This window comes from Rhodopseudomonas palustris (assembly GCF_003031265.1).
Taxonomy (GTDB): domain Bacteria; phylum Pseudomonadota; class Alphaproteobacteria; order Rhizobiales; family Xanthobacteraceae; genus Rhodopseudomonas; species Rhodopseudomonas palustris_H.
The window spans coordinates 424,008-443,317 of sequence record NZ_CP019966.1 but is presented as its reverse complement, the minus strand read 5'-3'; the positions used below and the strand labels follow the sequence as shown (position 1 = coordinate 443,317).

At 66.7% G+C, this 19,310-nt stretch carries 16 protein-coding genes; 12 read left to right on the top strand and 4 right to left on the bottom strand.

All coding sequences use genetic code 11. The annotated features are described in order from the left end of the window. Positions 1 to 73: 73 nt before the first annotated feature. Positions 74 to 448 carry a YkvA family protein gene (locus RPPS3_RS02110; RefSeq protein WP_107342629.1) on the top strand — a complete coding sequence of 125 codons (375 nt, stop codon included), beginning with the start codon at positions 74 to 76 and terminating at the stop codon, positions 446 to 448. Positions 449 to 468: 20 nt separating this feature from the next. Here the strand turns inward: RPPS3_RS02110 and RPPS3_RS02105 are convergent, their stop codons facing one another. After that, a complete protein-coding gene (locus RPPS3_RS02105) occupies positions 469 to 1,089 on the bottom strand; it encodes a TetR/AcrR family transcriptional regulator (protein WP_107342628.1) in 621 nt (206 codons plus the stop codon). Positions 1,090 to 1,227: 138 nt separating this feature from the next. Between RPPS3_RS02105 and RPPS3_RS02100 the strand changes: the two genes are divergently transcribed. Then, entirely contained in the window at positions 1,228 to 3,363 is a 2,136-nt protein-coding gene (locus RPPS3_RS02100) for a phytoene desaturase family protein (protein WP_107342627.1), read from the top strand. Between the two features lie 61 nt (positions 3,364 to 3,424). Here the strand turns inward: RPPS3_RS02100 and RPPS3_RS02095 are convergent, their stop codons facing one another. Beyond that, a complete protein-coding gene (locus tag RPPS3_RS02095) occupies positions 3,425 to 4,399 on the bottom strand; it encodes an NADPH:quinone oxidoreductase family protein (RefSeq protein WP_107342626.1) in 975 nt (324 codons plus the stop codon). 231 nt (positions 4,400 to 4,630) lie between these two features. On the opposite strand from RPPS3_RS02095, the gene RPPS3_RS02090 reads away from it, so the two are divergent. The 8 genes from RPPS3_RS02090 (at position 4,631) to RPPS3_RS02055 (ending at position 12,852) form a co-directional block, all read left to right on the top strand. Beyond that, positions 4,631 to 5,467, top strand: coding sequence for an SDR family oxidoreductase (locus RPPS3_RS02090; RefSeq protein ID WP_107342625.1), 837 nt, complete (start codon positions 4,631 to 4,633; stop codon positions 5,465 to 5,467). A 154-nt stretch (positions 5,468 to 5,621) separates the two neighbouring features. Continuing rightward, positions 5,622 to 6,197, top strand: coding sequence for an invasion associated locus B family protein (locus RPPS3_RS02085; RefSeq protein ID WP_107342624.1), 576 nt, complete (start codon positions 5,622 to 5,624; stop codon positions 6,195 to 6,197). A 185-nt stretch (positions 6,198 to 6,382) separates the two neighbouring features. Next, complete coding sequence (rlmN, locus tag RPPS3_RS02080) at positions 6,383 to 7,582, top strand: 23S rRNA (adenine(2503)-C(2))-methyltransferase RlmN (protein WP_107342623.1); 1,200 nt, start codon at positions 6,383 to 6,385, stop codon at positions 7,580 to 7,582. A gap of 3 nt (positions 7,583 to 7,585) precedes the next feature. Next, complete coding sequence (locus RPPS3_RS02075) at positions 7,586 to 8,179, top strand: HD domain-containing protein (RefSeq protein ID WP_107342622.1); 594 nt, start codon at positions 7,586 to 7,588, stop codon at positions 8,177 to 8,179. Then, positions 8,179 to 8,679, top strand: coding sequence for a hypothetical protein (locus tag RPPS3_RS02070; RefSeq protein ID WP_107342621.1), 501 nt, complete (start codon positions 8,179 to 8,181; stop codon positions 8,677 to 8,679). Before RPPS3_RS02075 ends, RPPS3_RS02070 begins: the two co-directional genes overlap by 1 nt. Continuing rightward, complete coding sequence (locus RPPS3_RS02065; RefSeq protein ID WP_107342620.1) at positions 8,676 to 9,455, top strand: phosphatase PAP2 family protein; 780 nt, start codon at positions 8,676 to 8,678, stop codon at positions 9,453 to 9,455. The genes RPPS3_RS02070 and RPPS3_RS02065 overlap by 4 nt, the downstream gene beginning before the upstream one ends. 100 nt (positions 9,456 to 9,555) lie before the next feature. After that, positions 9,556 to 10,893 (top strand): argininosuccinate synthase, encoded by a 1,338-nt coding sequence (gene argG, locus RPPS3_RS02060; protein ID WP_107342619.1) that lies wholly within the window; start codon positions 9,556 to 9,558, stop codon positions 10,891 to 10,893. Positions 10,894 to 11,094: 201 nt separating this feature from the next. Then, positions 11,095 to 12,852, top strand: a complete 1,758-nt coding sequence (locus tag RPPS3_RS02055; RefSeq protein WP_107342618.1) for an alkaline phosphatase — start codon at positions 11,095 to 11,097, stop codon at positions 12,850 to 12,852. A gap of 15 nt (positions 12,853 to 12,867) precedes the next feature. On the opposite strand, the gene RPPS3_RS02050 is transcribed toward RPPS3_RS02055, so the two are convergent. Further along, positions 12,868 to 14,988 carry a putative bifunctional diguanylate cyclase/phosphodiesterase gene (locus RPPS3_RS02050; protein ID WP_234820264.1) on the bottom strand — a complete coding sequence of 707 codons (2,121 nt, stop codon included), beginning with the start codon at positions 14,986 to 14,988 and terminating at the stop codon, positions 12,868 to 12,870. 493 nt (positions 14,989 to 15,481) lie between these two features. On the opposite strand from RPPS3_RS02050, the gene mepA reads away from it, so the two are divergent. Next, a complete protein-coding gene (gene mepA, locus RPPS3_RS02045) occupies positions 15,482 to 16,444 on the top strand; it encodes a penicillin-insensitive murein endopeptidase (RefSeq protein WP_107342616.1) in 963 nt (320 codons plus the stop codon). A gap of 21 nt (positions 16,445 to 16,465) precedes the next feature. Here the strand turns inward: mepA and RPPS3_RS02040 are convergent, their stop codons facing one another. Beyond that, the gene (locus tag RPPS3_RS02040) at positions 16,466 to 18,259 is read right to left on the bottom strand and encodes a potassium/proton antiporter (protein WP_107342615.1); all 1,794 of its coding nucleotides are present in this window, start codon (positions 18,257 to 18,259) and stop codon (positions 16,466 to 16,468) included. A 203-nt stretch (positions 18,260 to 18,462) separates the two neighbouring features. Here RPPS3_RS02040 and map point away from each other — a divergent pair, with 203 nt between their 5' ends. Then, positions 18,463 to 19,287, top strand: coding sequence for a type I methionyl aminopeptidase (gene map, locus RPPS3_RS02035; RefSeq protein WP_107342614.1), 825 nt, complete (start codon positions 18,463 to 18,465; stop codon positions 19,285 to 19,287). Positions 19,288 to 19,310: the final 23 nt, after the last annotated feature.

Here is a 19,310-nt window from a genome sequence, read left to right as displayed (position 1 = left end):
CTTGCGAGCACGCCGGCCGATCACCAAATCCGACGGGACCAATCAATTGTCCGCCGCGCGCGGGAGTGCTTCGATGACGACTGATCACAGCGTGGGGTTCGAACCTGCCGACCGCTTGGCGCAGGACCCGGAACAGGTGCGCCGGCGGTTCTGGCGCAAGATCAAAAGCGTCGCGGTCCGGCTGCCGTTCGTCGAAGACATTCTGGCCGCGTATTACTGCGCGTTCGACCGGCAGACGCCGCGGCACGTCCAGATCGCGCTGCTGGGCGCGATCGCTTACTTCATCCTGCCGTTCGATTTTCTGCCCGACATCCTGCCGGTGCTCGGCTTCACCGACGACGCAGCGATCCTCGCCACCGCGCTACGGATGGTCGCGAGCAACATCACGCCGGAACATCGCGAAGCCGCGCGCGCCGCGATGCAGCGCGGGCTCGAAGAAGAAGCGTAACGGCGCCCCTGCGAATTTCTTTAAGCCGGCTCCAGCATCCGCGCCAAAACCCGCGTGGCGAGCGTGGCACGTTGCGCCATCGCGTCCGTGCTGATCGGCGGCTCGCCGAGCAGGGCCTGCAGCGGCGCGATCCCGATCAGCACTGAGAAGAACACGCTGATCAGCGTCGCGACCTCATCGCAGCGGATGATGCCGCGATCCGCAGCTTGCTCGAAGAACCGGGTCGCGGCCTGTGTCACCGGCGCCCGGCCGCTGGCTTCCAACTCGCGCGCGACCGAGCCGGCGCCGCGCCCCGCCTCGGCGATCGCCAGCCGATACATCGCGGTCCGCTCGGGATGTAAGAGCTCGCTCAGGAAGATCCGGCCGAACTGCTCCAGCACGACGAGAAACTGCTGCCGGTTTTGCGGCTCCGGGAGCTCCGGCGACGGCTGCATCTTGGCGGCGCCATAGCGGATCAGCGCCGTCAGAATCTCCTGCTTGCTGGCGAAGAACTCGTACAGCGTCCGCTTCGAGGTGCGAGCCCGGCGGACGATCTCGGCGGTGGTCGCCGCCTCGAACCCCTTCGCGACGAAAACATCGAAGGCGGCCTGCAGGATCGCGGCGCGCCGCGCATCGTCCGCTGCTTGTTGTTGTTTTTCCATGGCTTAGCGATCGATCCAATTGGCGCACAGTTTCCGGTACCAAACGGTACCAGATGTGATAAGTTCTGGTACCCAATGGTACCGCAAGCAGGGCCGACGTCAAAGCCGGTGTTTGGCGGACCTGAGCCCGGAGGCAGCATGAAGACCTTCCTGACGGTGAAACTGGTTCTGGTTCCGTTTGCGGTGTTCTGGGCGTTGCTGGCGCTGCATCAGCCAGCCATGGCGATGTGGTCAGGCCTCGCACTGTCGCTCGCGGGCAATGCCTGGCGGGCCTATCGGCGCGAGCTGTTCGTGCTCGAAGCCGGCGGCCTGGTGCTTTTTGCGGGCCTCGCGGCCCTGCACCTGATCGATCCGGCGACCGCGGCCGCCAACGCACTCTGGCTGTCGTTTGCGGGGCTGGCAGTGGTCAGCGCGCTCAGCCTGGCGGCCCGACGGCCGTGGACGTCCGACTATTCGCGTGCTGCCCATCCGGACAACGCCGAGACGCCGCAGTTCTTCCTGGTCAATGCCGCGATCACCGGTCTCTGGGCGGTGCTGTTCGCCGCGATCGCCGCCTGCCGCTATGTCGCCGCGCCGGGCGAGGTGATCACCGCGATCGTCAGCGTCGGCGCGGTAATCTCGATCTTCGGACCGAAGCTGGCCATTCACCTGATCTTGAACCGGATGGCGGCATCGCGGGAAAGCTACCGCTGGCCGGCACCGTCGTTCACGCCGTCCGAGGGGCAGGACTGCGACGTCGTCATCATCGGATCAGGCATCGGCGGCCTGACGGCGGCGGCGCTGCTCGCCAACGCCGGACTGAAAGTTCAAGTGTTCGAGCAGCACGTCGTCGCCGGCGGCTATTGCCACACTTATTTGCGCAAGGCGCATCATCAGGGCCGGCCGGTGCTGTACCGGTTCGACGCCGGCCCGCACGATTTCTCCGGCGTGCAGCCGGGCGGGCCCTTCGCCACGCTGCTGCAGCGCCTCGGCGTCGCCGACCGCATCATTTGGGAGCGGGTCACGCACAGTTTCCACACTGAGGCCGGTGCGATCGACGTGCCGCCGGACTGGCGCGACTACGTCAGGCTGCTCGGCGAGCGATTTCCCAGCAGCGCAGCCGGCCTCGCGGCGCTGTTCGACGAGATCAAGGCGATCTTCGACGACATGTTCGCGACCGCTGCCGGCCGCGGCGGCGTACCCGGGATGCCGTCGAGCATCGATGAGCTGTTGGCGTTTCCGCGCAATCACCCGCACGCCTATCGCTGGATGAACCGGCCGTTCGCCGACCTGGTCGCGACGCATGTCCAGGATCCCGCGGCGGTGGCGTTCATCAACGGCCTTGCCGGCTATATCGGCGACGGCAGCGAGCCGCCGACCTGCGCCCGGATGGTGCCGATCTTCGGCTATTACTTCCACGGCGGCTACTATCCGCGCGGCGGCTCGACCGTGGTCTCCGACGCATTGGTCGCGGCGATCGAGGCGCGCGGCGGCGAGGTGAAGCTCAAGACGCCGGTGGCGCGCATCCTGACCGAGAACAACGCGGCTGCCGGCGTGGTGCTCGGCAACGGCAGGGCAGTGCGGGCCCGCGCGGTGATCTCCAACGCGGACTTGAAGCACACACTGCTCGACCTGGTCCCGGCCGAGGCGCTGCCACGAGACGCCCGCCGCTGGATCACCGAGGCGGCGCCGGCGAATTCCTGCTTCAGCGTGCATCTCGGGCTCGACTGCGTGCCGGACATCCGCCCGTCGGTGCATCTGCACGCGCCGATGCGGATCGGGCTGGCGATGATGTCGAAGCTCGACCCGACGGCCGCGCCGGCCGGGCACTCGATCCTGTCGCTGATTCATCTGGTGCCGCACGAGGAGGCGAGAAGCTGGTTTCCGCCAGAGCCCGAACACGATTGGAAATCCTGGCGGCGGTCGGAGGCTTATCTGTGCCGCAAGCAGGAACTCGGCGACCGCATGATCGCGGCGGCCGAAACCGTGATCCCGAACCTGTCGCAGCACATCGTGTACCGCACCGACGCCAGCCCGGTGACCTACGCGCGCTACGATGGAGCCAGCTTCGGGTCGATCTACGGCATGTCGCGCGCCGGCCAGCTCAAAGGCTCGAAATCGCCGCTGTGTAATCTGGTCATCGCCGGCGGCGGCAATATCGGCGCGGGCATCGAGGCCGTGGTGATATCGGGCGCCGAAGCCGCCGAAGCGTTGTTACCTGGGCTGCTGGCGCGCACGCGACCGGTCGCCAGCGAGCCAGCCGCGGCTACGAGGCCGGAGTTGATACCGGCGTAACGCGGTCAATCGAAGGGTGGGTTAGCGCGCAACGCGTAACCCACCCTTCGATACAGCATTCTCACGGATGCAGGATCACCTTGCCCATCGCCTGGCGGCCGGCGAGCACCTTCAGGGCGTCGGCGGTTTGGGCGAGCGGGAAGGTGCGATCGACGTGCGAGGAGATCTTGCCCTCGGCCGCCCACTGCACCAGCTTCTCGAGATTGGCGCGGTTCTTCTCCGGGTTGAGCCGCGTCCACGCGCCCCAGAACACGCCGCGAATATCGCAGCCCTTCAGTAGCGCGAGGTTGAGCGGCATCTTCGGAATGTCGCCGGCCGCAAAGCCGATCACCAGGAAGCGGCCCTCCCAGGCGATCGAGCGCAACGCGGCCTCGGCGTACGTCCCCCCGACCGGATCGAAGATGATGTCGACGCCCTTGCCGCCGGTCAGCTTCTTCAGACCCTCTTTCAGATCTTCGGTCGCGTAGTTCAGCGTCAGCTCGGCGCCGTGCTGCTTGGCGAACGCCAGCTTCTCCTCCGACGAGGCGCAGGCGATCACTTTGAGACCCATCAGCTTGCCGAGCTCACACGCCGCAAGGCCGGTGCCGCCGGCGGCGCCGAGCACCGCGAGCGTCTCACCCGGTTTCGGGCTGGCGCGGTCTTCCAACGCATGCAGCGCGGTGCCGTAGATGATGATGATGCCGGCAGCGCGATCGAAATCGAGATTGTCGGGAATCTTGACGATCATCTGCGCCGGCAGCGCGATCTTCTCGCGCGCACCATTGTGACCGCACGACGCCACCACGCGATCGCCGACCTTGAGATCGGTGACGCCTTCGCCGACGCTTTCGATCACGCCCGCGACTTCCGCGCCCGGCGAGAACGGGAACGGCGGCTTAATCTGGTACTTGCCCTGGATCATCAGGATGTCGAAGAAATTCAGCGCCGCCGCCTTGATCGCGATCACCGCTTCACCGGGGCCGGCGACCGGATCGGGCACGTCGGCGTAAACGAGATCGTCGGGACCGCAATATTGCTGGCAGAGAATGGCCTTCATGTATCCACCCAGGTGCGAGGTTTGTGATTGCCTGCCGTTCTGCCGGATTTGCACGCGAGGGACAATCGGATTCGGCCCGCGCGCCCAGCCGTATCGTCATTGCCGGGCTTGACCCGGCAATCCATCCGTTCTCGAAAGATGATGGATGCCCGGATCAAGTCCGGGCATGACGCTTCATGCGGGACTAATTCCGCACGAATTCCGCTTCGCGGTTAATCAAGGAGGCGCGCGATGTTCGAGGCCGGTCTGCTCGCGAACAAACGGATTCTGATTACCGGCGGTGGTTCCGGACTCGGTGCTGCGATGGCGGCACGCTTTGCCGAACTCGGTGCGTCGCTGGTGCTGTGCGGACGACGCGCCGAGGTGCTGCACGAGACCGCGGAGCAACTCCGGTCACGCGGCAGCCAAGTCGACACCATCGTGTGCGACGTGCGCGATCCGCAAGCGGTCGAAACCATGCTCGGCGAGATCTGGCGCGCAGCGCCGCTCGACGTGCTGATCAACAATGCCGCCGCAACCTTTATCGCGCAGACCGAGCGAATGTCGGCGCGCGCCGCGGACGCGATCCTGGCACCGACGCTGCACGGCGCGATGTACTGCACGCTCGGCGCCGGCCGGCGCTGGATCGACGGCGGCCGCGCGGGCGTCGTGCTCAGCATCCTGTCGACGTCGACGATCACCGGCCGCGCCTTCACGGTGCCGTCCGCGATGGCGAAGTCGGCGGTGCTGGCGATGACCAAAAGCCTCGCGGTGGAGTGGGGGCCGAAACAGATTCGGCTGGTGGCGATCGCGCCCGGTGCCTTTCCGACCGCGGGTGCGACCGCGCAGCTCAGGCCGGACGGATGCGCCGCCGATCCAGCGGACCGGGTGCCGCTCGGCCGCGTCGGCCGCCACGACGAGCTTGCTAACTTGGCGAGCTTCCTGATCTCCGATCAGGCCGGCTACATCACCGGCGAGATGGTGGTGCAGGACGGCGGCACCCATCTGCGCAGCTCAGGCGCCGAGGACCTGCTGCAATGGAGCGATCAGCAATGGGCCGCGCACCGGGCCGGACGCACCAAATCCTGAAGGTACGCCAGCTACATGCCGAGGCCACATCGGCGGTGAGCAACGTCCGCTGACGGCTTTCCAGAATCGACCGTCCCGGCTATTCCGGGCGTCGTGATCAGCGGACCCCCGCGAGCCATTTTGCAGTCACAATGATGAGGGACCAGACTTGCCCATGATCATGAGGCGAATGCTGATTGCCGCGTTGGCGGGTTCATTGATGGTTGCGGCGGGCAACGCTGCGGTGGCGCGCGAAGCCAAGGGCAAACCGGCCGCGACGCCGGCGGCTGCCTCGGGCGGCGCGGAGCCGACGCTGATCGGCCAGTTCGGCAGCTGGGGCGCCTATACGGCGGCGCCCGGCGGCAAGAAGGTGTGCTTCGCGCTGGCCAAGCCGTCCTCCTCCAAGACCACCCCGCCGAACCGGCCGCGCGATCCGGCCTATGCGTTCATCTCGACCCGGCCGTCCGAAAAGGTGGTCAACGAGGTCTCGGTGATGGTCGGCTATCCGCTGAAGCCGGGCTCGGAATCGGCCATCGAGGTCGCCGGCAGCTCGTTCGCGATGTACACCCAGGGCGACGGCATCTGGATCAAGAACGCCGCCGAGGAAGAACGCCTGGTCGAGGCGATGCGCCGCGGCGCCGAGATCACCGTCAAGGGCGTCTCCGCCAAGGGAACCGCCAGCACCGACGTGTTTTCGCTGAAGGGGCTGGCCCAGGCGCTCGACAAGGTGGCGCAGGCCTGCGGCAGCTGAGAGCCCGCTCCGCGGGCCGCCGCTATTGAGGCCGGCCGCCCCGTTCGGTAAAGCATTCCGGTACAGACGACCCGCCAGCCGGCGACAACCGGGCGGCGGGTTCTTATATGCATGGCGACCGGCGGCTTGTGCCCCGCTCTGCACGCCCGCCGCGGATGGCCGGCCACCAACCTGAACGTGATGCGATGACGCCTTCTGCCGCCTCGGCCCTGGTCGAGAAGACCCCGCTGGAAACCTATGTGCCGCCGGCCAAGCCGTCGCTGATCGGGCTGTCGCGGGCGCAATTGTGCGACCGGCTCGGCGAAGTCGGCGTGGCGCCGCCCCAGCGCAAGATGCGGGCGCAGCAGCTCTGGCATTGGATCTATGTCCGGGGCGCCCGCGACTTCTCCGAAATGACCAATGTGTCCAAGGAGATGCGGGCCACGCTGGCGGAGCATTTCACGGTCGACCGGCCCGAAGTGGTGGCCGAGCAGATTTCGGCCGACGGCACCCGCAAATGGCTGCTGCGGCTGCCGAGCGGCGGCGACGGCCAGAAGGCCCACGAGGTCGAGTGCGTCTATATCCCGGAGACCGACCGCGGCACGCTGTGCGTCTCCAGCCAGGTCGGCTGCACCCTGAATTGCGCATTCTGCCACACCGGCACCCAGCGCCTGGTGCGCAACCTCACCGCCGGCGAGATCGTCGGCCAGGTGATGGTGGCGCGCGACCGGCTCGGTGACTGGATCGACCGCGAGACCCCGAACGGCAATCGCCTGATCACCAACATCGTGATGATGGGGATGGGCGAGCCGCTCTACAATTTCGACGCGGTACGCGACGCGCTGCTGATCGTCTCGGACAACGAAGGCATCGGCATCTCGCGGCGGCGGATCACGCTGTCGACCTCCGGCGTGGTGCCGAACATCAAGCGCACCGGCGACGAGATCGGCGTGATGCTGGCGATCTCGCTGCACGCGGTGCGCGACGAACTCCGCGACGAGCTGGTGCCGCTGAACCGCAAGTATGCACTGAAGGAATTGCTGCAGGCCTGCCGCGACTATCCGGGCGCATCCAACGCCCGCCGCATCACCTTCGAATATGTGATGCTGAAGGGCGTCAACGACTCGCTCGACGATGCGCGTCGCTTGGTGCAGCTGCTCAAGGGCATTCCGGCGAAGATCAATCTGATCCCGTTCAATCCGTGGCCCGGCTCGAAATACGAGTGCTCGGACTGGGACCAGATCGAGAAGTTCTCGGAATACATCTTCAACGCCGGCTACTCGTCGCCGGTGCGCACCCCGCGCGGCCGCGACATTCTGGCCGCCTGCGGTCAGCTCAAGTCCGAGACCGAAAAGCTGTCGGTGCGCGAACGCAACGCGCTGCGCGCGATGGCGATGACGGACTGATCCATGCTGCCCGCCGACGAGATCAAGGGCGTGCTCGCCTTCCTGCGGGAAGCCGAGCGGCTCAAAAGCGTGATCCGCAGCGGGTACACGTCCACCGGCCGCCCCGAGAGCACCGCCGAACACACTTGGCGTCTGTGCCTGATGGCAATGCTGCTCGCCGACGGGCTCGGCAATATCGATATCGCGCGCCTCTTGAAGATCTGTATCGTCCACGACCTCGGTGAAGCCCTGCACGGCGATGTGCCGGCGGTCGCACAAGTGGAAGGCGACGACAGAGCCGCACGTGAGCGCGCCGATATCGAAACTCTGACGCAGCCGCTCGATGATCGGCGCCGCGGCGAGATTCTGGCTCTGTGGCACGACTACGAGACCGGAGCCTCGCCGGAAGGGCGGCTCGCCAAGGGGCTCGATAAGCTGGAAACCATCCTGCAGCACACGCAGGGTCTCAACCCGGCCGACTTCGACTACGCGTTCAATCTCGATTACGGCACCAAGCACACCGCGGTGCACCCGCTGATCGGTGCGATCCGCGCCGAACTCGACAACAACACAAGGGCGCGGATGACAGCTCAGCAAGCTTCCGGAGCACTCGACTAATGGCATTGCTCGGCCGTCTGTTCGTGATCGCGATCGGCTTTCTGTTCGCCTCGATCGCCGCCGGCCTGGTGGTGGTCGGGATGCTGCTGTTTCCGGAGCTCAGCCAGATCGCCGACGGACCGATCGACACCGATGCGCTGAACATCGTGATGGGCTTCGGCTTCATCTTCGTGTCCGGCTTTGCGCTGCTGCCGGCGCTGGTGGTGATGCTGATCACCGAGGCGTTCTCGATCCGAAGCGCGCTGGCCTATGCGATCGGCGGCGCGCTGGTCGGGGTCGCATGCTATCTCGGTCTGGTGCCGTTCGATCCGGCGACCCTGCATTTCGACGGCATCATCCGCCGCCACCTCGAAATCATGACCGGGGCCGGCATCGTCGGCGGCATGGTGTATTGGCTGGTCGCCGGCCGCAACGCCGGTGCCTGGCGCGATCCGCCCCGCCGGCGCGCGCCCTTGCCGCCTTCCCAACCCGCACCGCCTCCGGTAAACCGCGCCCCATGAACCGCAACGGACTTCTCATCGCGCTGGCGCTGTTCGCCGGCATCGGGCTGACGTTCGGTCTGTTTCCGAGCCTCGACCTGTGGCTGGCCGGCCTGTTCTACGACACGGCCGCTAAGACCTTCCCGATGCGCGCGATGCCGGATCTCGAATTCGCCCGCGATTTTGCGATGTGGATCGCCTGGGCGATCGCGGCGCCGTCGATCTTCGCGCTGGTCTACAAGATGATCCGCCCGGACCGGCCGCTGGTGATGCCGGGCCGCACGGTCGCGTTTCTGCTGATCAGCATCACGCTGTCGGCCGGCGTCCTCACCAACATGACCTTCAAGAGCCATTGGGGCCGGCCGCGGCCGGCTGCGGTGACCGAATTCAACGGCCCGTGGCAGTTCAAGGCGTGGTGGGACAATTCCGGCGCCTGCCCGAAGAACTGCTCGTTCTTCTCCGGCGAGGGCGCCACCGCCTATTGGACCTTCGCGCCCGCCGCGCTGACCCCGCCGGCGGTGCGTCCTTACGCCTATGCGGCGGCCTTCACCTTCGGCACCGTCACCAGCGGCCTGCGGATGGCATTCGGCGGGCATTTCTTCACGGACGTCGCGATCGCCGGTCTCGTCACCTTCCTGGTGATCTGGCTGCTTTACGCACTGATCTACCGCTGGGCCTGGAGCCGGACCTCGGACGAGGCGATCGACGCGGCGCTGACCCGGGCGTTCTGGCCGCTGTACCGGCTAAGGCTGAAGAAATGGCGCGGCCAGGACATCGGCCCGGCGCCGGCCGCCTGAGCCGCATCCGCAGCCCCGCCGCGATTAAACGCGTGCCGCTGGCCGCGAAGTTTGATATGCGCGCAGCAACCGCAACTGCTTCAACCGATTGGGACTTCCAATGACTACGATCTTGAAAAGCCTGCCCAAGGGCGAAAACGTCGGCATCGCTTTCTCAGGGGGTCTCGATACCAGCGCGGCGCTGCTGTGGATGAAGCAGAAGGGCGCTCGGGTGTTCGCCTACACCGCGAACCTCGGCCAGCCCGACGAGGCGGACTACGACGCAATCCCGCGCAAGGCGATGGAGTTCGGCGCCGAGAAGGCCCGGCTGGTCGATTGCCGCACCCAGCTGGTGCACGAAGGCATCGCGGCGATCCAGGCCGGCGCCTTCCACGTCTCGACCGGCGGCATCGCGTACTTCAACACCACCCCGCTCGGCCGCGCCGTGACCGGCACCATGCTGGTGTCGGCGATGAAGGAAGACGGCGTCAACATCTGGGGCGACGGCTCGACCTACAAGGGCAACGACATCGAGCGGTTCTACCGCTACGGCCTGCTGACCAACCCTGCGTTGCGGATCTACAAGCCCTGGCTCGACCAGCAGTTCATCGACGAACTCGGCGGCCGTGCCGAGATGTCGGCGTTCATGACCTCGCACGGCTTCGCCTACAAGATGAGCGCCGAGAAGGCGTATTCGACCGACAGCAACCTGCTCGGCGCCACCCACGAGGCCAAGGATCTCGAACACCTCGACTCGGGCATCAAGATCGTCAACCCGATCATGGGCGTGCCGTTCTGGCGGGACGACTGCACGGTCAAGGCCGAGGCAGTCACGGTGCGGTTCGAGGAAGGCCAGCCGGTCGCGCTCAATGGCCAGACCTTCACTGATCCGGTCGCGATGTTCTACGAAGCCAATGCCATTGGCGGCCGCCATGGCCTCGGCATGAGCGACCAGATCGAAAACCGCATCATCGAAGCCAAGAGCCGCGGCATCTACGAAGCGCCCGGCATGGCGCTGCTGCACATCGCCTATGAGCGGCTGGTCACCGGCATCCACAACGAAGACACCATCGAGCAGTACCGCATCAACGGCATGAAGCTTGGCCGGCTCTTGTATCAGGGCCGCTGGTTCGACTCGCAGGCCCTGATGCTGCGCGAGACCGCGCAGCGCTGGGTGGCGCGCGCCGTCACCGGCGAGGTGACGCTGGAGCTGCGCCGCGGCAACGACTACTCGATCCTCAACACCGTCAGCCCGAACCTGACCTATGCGCCGGAGCGGCTGAGCATGGAGAAAGTCGAGGACGCGCCGTTCACGCCGGCGGACCGGATCGGCCAGCTCACCATGCGCAACCTCGACATCACCGACACCCGCGCCAAGCTCGGCCTCTACGCCAAGACCGGCCTGCTGTCGTCCGGCGAAGGCACCCCGATCCCGCAGCTGGAAAACGACAAGGGCTGAGGACCTTTCACGGTCATTCCGGGGCGCTCACGGAAGTGAGCGAACCCGGAATCCCGAGGTTCGGGGGCACCCGGCGGTCGGACGCAGAACAGGTCGGGATTCCGGGTTCGCGCTGAGCGCGCCCCGGAATGACGGCGCGGCGCGGCGTCATCCAGCCGTCATTTGCCGCTCATACGGTCCCGCGCATCAATCAGGACCGTGATGATGACCAGGCATGTTGTCGCGACGGCGTTTGCGTCGCTGATGTTCGTTTCGGCCGCTTCGGCCCAGACTATTTATCCGATCGACCGCGCCGAGATTCTGGCCGGCGCCAAGTTCGACCTCAAGGTCGAGTTCGCCGGCGAAGTCGCCGCGGACAAAGCCAGCCTCATCATCAATGGTGCTGACGCCGCGACCGTTTTCGGCAAAGCCCCGGAGCTGATCGCGCAAGAGGCGGGACAACCCCGGTCCGCACTGCTGCTCCGCGACGTCACGCTTAACAAACCCGGTCGTTACAGCATCGAGGCCGGCGACGGCGCTACGCGCCGCAGCGTGAGCTGGACCGTGTACGACAGCGGGCCGCGCCGGGCCAAGAACGTGATCCTGTTTGTCGGCGACGGGCTGTCGCCGGCGCATCGGGCGGCGGCGCGACTGCTCTCGAAAGGCATTCAGGAGGGTCGCGCGGGCGGCAAGCTGGCGATCGACGACATGCCGCAGATGGCGCTGGTGTCGACCGCGGGCAGCGACTCGATCATCACCGACTCGGCCAATGCGGCCAGCGCCTATGCGACCGGCCACAAGGCCGCCGTCAACGCGATGGGGGTCTATGCCGACCGCACCCCCGACCCGCTCGACGACCCCAAGGTCGAGACGCTGGCGTCGCTGGCCAAGCGCAAGCTCGGGCTGTCGATCGGCATCGTCACCAACACCGAAGTGGAAGATGCGACGCCCGCCGCGGTGATCGCCCACACCCGCCGCCGCGCCGCCTATGACGACATCGTTGCGCAGTTCTACGCCGCTCAGCCCGACGTGCTGATGGGCGGCGGCGCGGCTTACTTTCTGCCGAAAGCCGCGAACGGCAAGCGCAAGGACGATATCGATTATCTGGCGAAATTCCGAGACGCCGGCTACGCGGTTGCCACCAACGCGACCGACCTCGACGCGGCGAGCAAGACCGGCCCGCGAAAACTGCTCGGCCTGTTCGCGCCCGGCAACATGGACGGCGTGCTCGACCGCCGCTTCCTCAAAGGTGGCGGGGTCGCCAAGAACCCGGACCAGCCCGATCTGACCCAGCAGGTCGCGGTCGCGCTCGACGTGTTGTCGAAGAACGACGCAGGTTTCTTCCTGATGGTCGAATCCGGCCTGATCGACAAATACGCCCATGCACTCGACATGGAGCGTGCCGTCTACGACACCATCATGCTCGACAACGCGGTGCGCCAGACGCGCGACTGGGCCAAGGCCCGCGGCGACGACACGCTGATCCTGGTAGTGGCCGATCACAACCATCCCAACGCGCTGGTCGGCACCGTGCGCGACGATCTTGCCGAGGGCGACGAGGTGCCGCTGCGCGAGCGGATCGGCGTGTACGAGCGCGCCGGCTTTCCGAACTATCCGGCGCCCGATGCAGACGGCTATCCGGAGCGCGTCGATGTCAGCCGTCGCATCGCAATCTTCTCCGCCAGCCTGCCGGATCACTACGAGACGCTGCGGCCGAAGCTCGACGGCCCGAACCAGCCGACCGAGGCGGGCGACAAGCCCGGCACCTTCAAGGCCAACGACAAGTACAAAGGCGTGCCCGGCGCGGTGCTGCGCATCGGCAATCTGCCGGCGATGATGAATGCCAGCGTGCACTCCGGCGAGGACGTGATCCTGACCGCCGCCGGCCCCGGCAGCGAGCGGGTTCGCGGTTCGCTGGAGAACACCGACGTGTTCCGGGTGATGGCCGACGCGCTGGGCCTCGGCGCCGAGGCCAAGTAGCAGACAGCGCGGGACTTAAGCCACCCGCGCGTCCCCCATCGCAAACTCTGCACCGGCGGAAACGCCGCTCTGCTGCAGGTCGAGCAGCCCGGTGATTTCGGCGTTGGGACGGGCCTGGCTGAACAGGAAGCCCTGCGCTTCCTGGCAGCCTTCGGCGCGCAGCCAGCTCAGCTCCGCCTCGCTTTCGACGCCCTCGGCCGTGATGGTGACACCGAGGCCGTTGCCGAGGCTGATGATCGAACGCACGATCGCCTGGGATTCGCGATTGTCGCACAGCCCGCGAACGAACGACTGATCGATCTTGATCTTGTCGAACGGGAAGCTGCGCAAATAACTCAGCGACGAATAGCCGGTGCCGAAATCGTCCATCGAGATCCGCACCCCAAGGGCGCGCAGCGCATGCAGCGTCGCCAGCACCTGGCTGCTCTTTTCCAGCAGCAGCGTTTCGGTGATCTCGAGCTCCAGCCGACGCGGCGGCAGGCCGGACTGCTTCAACGCATCCATCACCACCGAGAGCAGATTGCCGACCCGGAATTGCAACGGCGACAGGTTGACGGCGACGCGGACATCGTCCGGCCAGCGCGCGGCGTCCATGCAGGCGGAGCGCAGGATCTGCGCGCCGATGGCGTTGATCAGGCCGGTGTCTTCGGCGACCGGAATGAACTCGGCCGGCGAGATCATGCCGCGCTCCGGATGCGGCCAGCGCACCAGCGCTTCGCTGCCGGTGATGCGGCCGTCGGCGAGACGGACCAGCGGCTGATAGTACGGGCGCAGCACTTCGTGCTGCAGCGCTGCGCGCAGATCAGTCTCGATCTTGCGCCTCGCCTGGGCACGCGCGTCCATTCCGACTTCGAAGAAGCTGAAGGTACCGCGGGTGTCCTTCTTGGCGCGCGACAGCGCCATGTCGGCGTTCATCAGCAGTTTTTCGGAATCGTCGCCGTCGCCGGGCGCCACCGCGATGCCGATGCTGGCGCCGACCACCACCGAATGACCCTGCAGCAGATAGGGCTCGGCGATCGCGTGCAGCAGCCGCTTGGCGAGCAGCACAATGTCCTCGGGCCGCTTGATGCCGGTCTGGATCACGGCGAATTCGTCGGAGTTGAGACGCGCCAGCGGATCTTCCTCGCGCAGCGTCGAGCGTAGCCGGCGGGCGACGCCACGCAGCAGCTTGTCGCCGACCGCGTGGCCGAGCGTGTCGTTGACGGCCTTGAAATTGTCGATGCCGACGAACAGCACCGCGATCTTCTCCCCGGTGCGCCGGGTCTGGATCAGCAGCTCGTCGAGCCGCTTGCGCAGCGAATTGCGGTTCGGCAGCCCGGTGAGCCCGTCGTGATGCGCCATAAAGGCGAGCCGCATCTCGGCGCGCTTGCGCTCGGTGATGTCCATCAGCGCCAGCAGCACCGCGGGCTCGCCATTATAGGTGAGCTGGCGTGAGTAGATCGCCAGATCGATCAGCGAGCCGTCGGCCTTGACGTGCTTCCAGGTCCGCGCGGTGCGTTCTTCGTGGGTGTGATTGCCGGTCCAGGGCAGCTCGGTCTCGAATGCCTGAAGGCGGCGGATCGTCAGCGAGGCGAATTCGGACGGCGAGTAGCCGTAGTGTTCGACCGCGGCGTCGTTGACGGCGAGGATGCGCTCGTCATTGAGCTGACAAACGATCATCGGCACCGGATTGCTTTCGAACATCAGCCGGAACGAAGCTTCGCGCTGCTTCAGCTCGGTGATGTCGACGCGCAGGCCGATGATGCCACCGTCGGAGGTGGTCCGCTCTTCGATCTGGATGCAGCGGCCGTCGGCCAGCACCTGCTCGTGGCTGGAGCCCGGATTGAACATCCGCTGCAGCCGCTCGGCAATCCATTCCTCCTCGCGGCCCTCGGCCTCCGGATAGTCGCCGCGCGCGATGCCGATGCGCATGGTGTCCTGGATCCGCGCACCGGGCTCGAACTGATCGGCACTGGCCTTGTAGATTTCGGCGTAGCGCTTGTTCCAAAGGATGTAGCGGCCATCGGGATCGAGAAAAACGATGCCCTGGGGCAGGATGTCGATCGCCTCACGCAGCCGGGCGTGCGAGCGCCGCGCTTCCTCGAGCGCGGCTGCGACCGCGCGCTCGCCTTCGGCGACGTCCGCCGGCCGCGCCATCCGCCGCGGTTTCGACGACAGCTTGGGGCCGGGCAGCGTGCTGCGGCGCGGCTTAGCGCTGCCGGCAGACGGACGGATTCGAGCCGTCTTCTTTTTCTTCAGCCGGACTTGCGGACTCACCACGCATCACCACCACGCAAATGACGCCCTGGTTGTGCAATAAGTGTCTGAAAAAATTGTATAACGGCAGGGATGTCGCAGGCTGGAAGGGTTAACAGCCGGGCCCGGCGTGCTCGTGGGACAGGCAATTTGCCAGCTCGAGGCGGTGCCGAATAACCTCCAGCACAGGGATTCGACCGTCTTTCCGGGGACTCCGGCCCGGCATTGCCCACGCGGTGAGCGATTGCCCACCCGGCGCTGCAAATTGCGCCAGACTCCAGCAAGGTTAGCGCCGGCTTAAAGACAGGCGAATTAGCGCGAAATCATCTCCGCCAAGCCACAGCCCCGAGCCCAACCCAGTCGAGATCAGGCGCGCGTGCGGTATAGTGATCGTATGCGCCGCGCGATTCTTGCTGCTCCGGTCCGGCTCGCCAGTGTCCTGGCTGCGATGATGTTGTTCGTCCCGGCCGCGATGGCCCAGGACAAAGGCACCCTCGACCCCAAACCGCTGCCGCCGCTCGCGCATCCCAACGATCCCAACCTCGCCGCGCGCGAGCTGTTCGCCCGCAAGCTGCGCCCAACCGCGCAACAGCCCCGCCCGATCGGCTTCTACGCCAAGGGCTGCATGGCCGGCGGCGCCTCAATACCGACCAACGGTCCGACGTGGCAGGTGATGCGCCTGTCGCGCAACCGGGCGTGGGCGCTTCCCGCCACCGTGCGGCTGATCGAGCGCGTCGCCGACAAGGCACGCGAGCAGGCCGGCTGGAACGGCATCCTGATCGGCGACATGTCGCAGCCGCGCGGCGGGCCGATGCTGACCGGCCACGCCAGCCACCAGGTCGGGCTCGATGCCGACATCTGGCTGACGCCGATGCCGAACCGGCTGCTGTCGCGAAATGAGCGCGAAGAGATGTCGGCGGTGATGATGGTCCGCAGCGACCGGCTCGACATCGAGCCGTCGGCCTGGACGCCGACGCATTGGAAGGTGATCCGGGCCGCGGCGCTGGAGCCGGAGGTGGACCGCATCTTCGTCAACGCCGCGATCAAGAAGGCGCTGTGCCGCGAGGCCAAGGGCGACCGCAGCTGGCTGCACAAGGTGCGGCCGATGTACGGCCACGATTACCACTTCCACATCCGGCTGCGCTGCCCGGCCGGGATCGACGGCTGCGAGTCGCAGGCCGAACCGCCGCCCGGCGAAGGCTGTGGCGCCTCCGATTTCGCCTACTGGTTCAGCGATGCGGTGCTGCATCCGAAGCCGCCGCTGAAGCCGCCCCCGCCGCGGCACCAATTGACGCTGTCCGAGCTGCCGGCCGAATGCCGGGCGGTGCTGAACGCCCCCGACAGGAAGCCGGACTGATCAGCCCGGAGAGACCACGCGCTACACGCCCGCGAGCGCCGACCAGACGTCCGACAGCTTGGACTTCAGTTTGGTGAGCCGGGTCGGCGGCGGCGCCTCGTCTTCTTCCTCCGGCAGCCGCAGGCCGACGACGTTGACGCGGCCGCCGCCGAGGCTGCGCGCCACCAGCACGATCGAGTCCAGCGGCAGCGTCGCGCCGACCATCGGGGCCTGGTCGAGATAGATGTCGAAGTAATCCGCCAGCGTCAGCGCTTCCTGGCCGGCCGGCACGCTGACGCCGTAAGCGGCCGCAAGATCGCCGAGCGAGGTCTCTCCCGGCACGATGAAGTCGCCGAGCAGATGCGGATCGGGCGCGGTCGACGGCGGCATATCGACGAAGAAGCGGTCGAGCGCGGCTGCCTTTTCGGGCGGCGCCAGCAGGTAAACGTAGTCGCCGGGCGCGACCGGATCGGCTTCCTCCGGCGTGAGAATGCGCTCGTCGCGGATCACCAGCGTCGGCTTCGACCACGACGGGATCAGGCCGCGTTTGAGGTACAGGCTTTTCGGCCGCACCGCATAACCGACGAGCTGCTGTTCGAGCTGGCCGGGCAGATCGAGTTCAATGCGCCGCGGCCCGCGATCGGTGCGCGGCAACGCGACGTGCAGCTTGCGGGCCGCCGGCGCCAGCGTCCAGCCCTGCAGCATCAGCGAGATCAGCACCACCACGAAGGCGACGTCGAAATAGATGTACGCCTTCGACAGCCCGACCAGCATCGGGATCGACGCCAGGAAGATCGCGACCGCGCCGCGCAGGCCGACCCAGGCGATGAACAGCCGCTCCCGCCAGTTGAAGCGGAACGGCGCCAAACAGATGAACACCGCGAGCGGCCGCGCCACCAGCATCAAGGCCAACGCGATCACCACCGCAGGGCCGATACTGTCCATCAGCCGCTGCGGCGACACCAACAGGCCGAGCAGCACGAACATCACGATCTGCGCCAGCCAGGTCGCGGCGTCGAGAAACGCCACCACCGAATTATGCGCGCGGGTCGGCTGATTGCCGATGATCATGCCGGCGAGATAGACGGCGAGAAATCCTGAGGCATGCGACATCTGCGCGGCGCCGAATACCACCAGCGCCGCGGTGGTCACGAACGGCGCGTGAAGGCCCTGCGGCAGCGCCACGCGATTGAGCGCCATCACCACGACGCGGCCGCCGACCACGCCGATCACCGCGCCGAGCGCCGCCTCGCGGACGAACTCGATCAGCACATGCAGGATCGAGCTTTCGCCGCGGGTGATCAGCTCCACCAGCATCAGGGTAAGGAACACCGCGAACGGATCGTTGGTGCCGGATTCGACCTCCAGGGTCGCGCCGACGCGGGGGCGCAGCCGCAGCCCCTGGGCATGCACCAGCAGGAACACCGCCGCCGCATCGGTCGAGGCGACCACCGCGCCGGCCAGCAGCGCTTCGACCCAGCTCAGATCGAGCGCGTAGCGGGCCACCGGCGCGGTCACCAGCGCGGTCAGCAGCACGCCGACCGTGGCCAGTCCCATCGACGGCGCCAGCACCGCCTTGATGCTGGAGAATCGCGTTTTGAGGCCGCCGTCGAACAGGATCAGCGCCAGCGCCACGGAGCCGACGAGGTAGGTGGTGCCGAGATCGTTGAAGTTGAGGCCGCCCGGGCCGGACTCGCCGGCCAGAATGCCGATGACCAGGAACACCAGCAGCAGCGGCGCGCCGAACCGCAGCGCCAGCAGGCTCGACAGAATCCCCGCCATCACCAGGACGGAGCCGAGCAGAATGGCGATGCTGACCGAGTCGAGGGACTCCATTGCCTCTCTGCGATTGGATGACGGAACGCTGCCGCATCCTTAACGTCGCCGGATTGCGTCGCCAAGAGAGCATTGCGGCCGATAGCCTTCGGCAGCGGCCATGTCCGGCCGGCGACCCAGACGGCCGGCGCGCGCGCTTGCTGCGGCGGGCCGCGATCACTAGATTGGGCTCAAATCACCGCATCTTCAAAAGACTGGTCCGCATGAGCTACGTCGACGCCACCGAAACCGCCCAGCGCAAGACCGGGCAGATCAAGCTGCACGGCCCGGCCGGCTTCGCCGGCATGCGCAAGGCCGGCCAATTGGTGGCGCGCTGCCTCGACGAATTGGTCGACATCGTCAAGCCGGGCGTTCCGACCTCGAAGATCGACGACTTCGTTCGCGAATTCGCCTTCAGCCATGGCGCCTATCCGGCGACGCTGATGTACCGCGGCTACCGCTACTCGACCTGCACCTCGCTGAATCACGTCGTCTGCCACGGCATGCCGGGCGACCGGCCGCTGAAGGAAGGCGACATCGTCAATGTCGACGTCACCATGATCGTCGACGGCTGGTACGGCGACTCCAGCCGGATGTATCCGGTGGGTCCGATCGCCCGCAAAGCCGAGCGGCTGATCGACGTCACCTACGAGTCGCTGCTGCGCGGCATCGCGGCGGTCAAGCCGGGCGCCACCACCGGCGACATCGGCCACGCCATTCAGAGTTTCGTCGAACCGCAGCAGATGAGCGTGGTGCGCGACTTCTGCGGCCATGGCCTCGGCCGGCTGTTCCACGACGAGCCGAACATCATCCACGTCGGCAGCCCCGGGCAGGGCGCGGTGCTGAAGCCCGGCATGTTCTTCACCATCGAGCCGATGATCAATCTCGGCAAGCCGTACGTGAAGATCCTGTCCGACGGCTGGACCGCGGTCACCCGCGACCGCTCGCTGTCGGCGCAGTTCGAACACTCGATCGGCGTCACCGAAGACGGCTGCGAGATTTTCACGGCTTCGCCCAAGGGCCTCGACAAGCCGCCGTTCCAGAGCTGAGCGCGTCCATCGCGCAGCCGCCG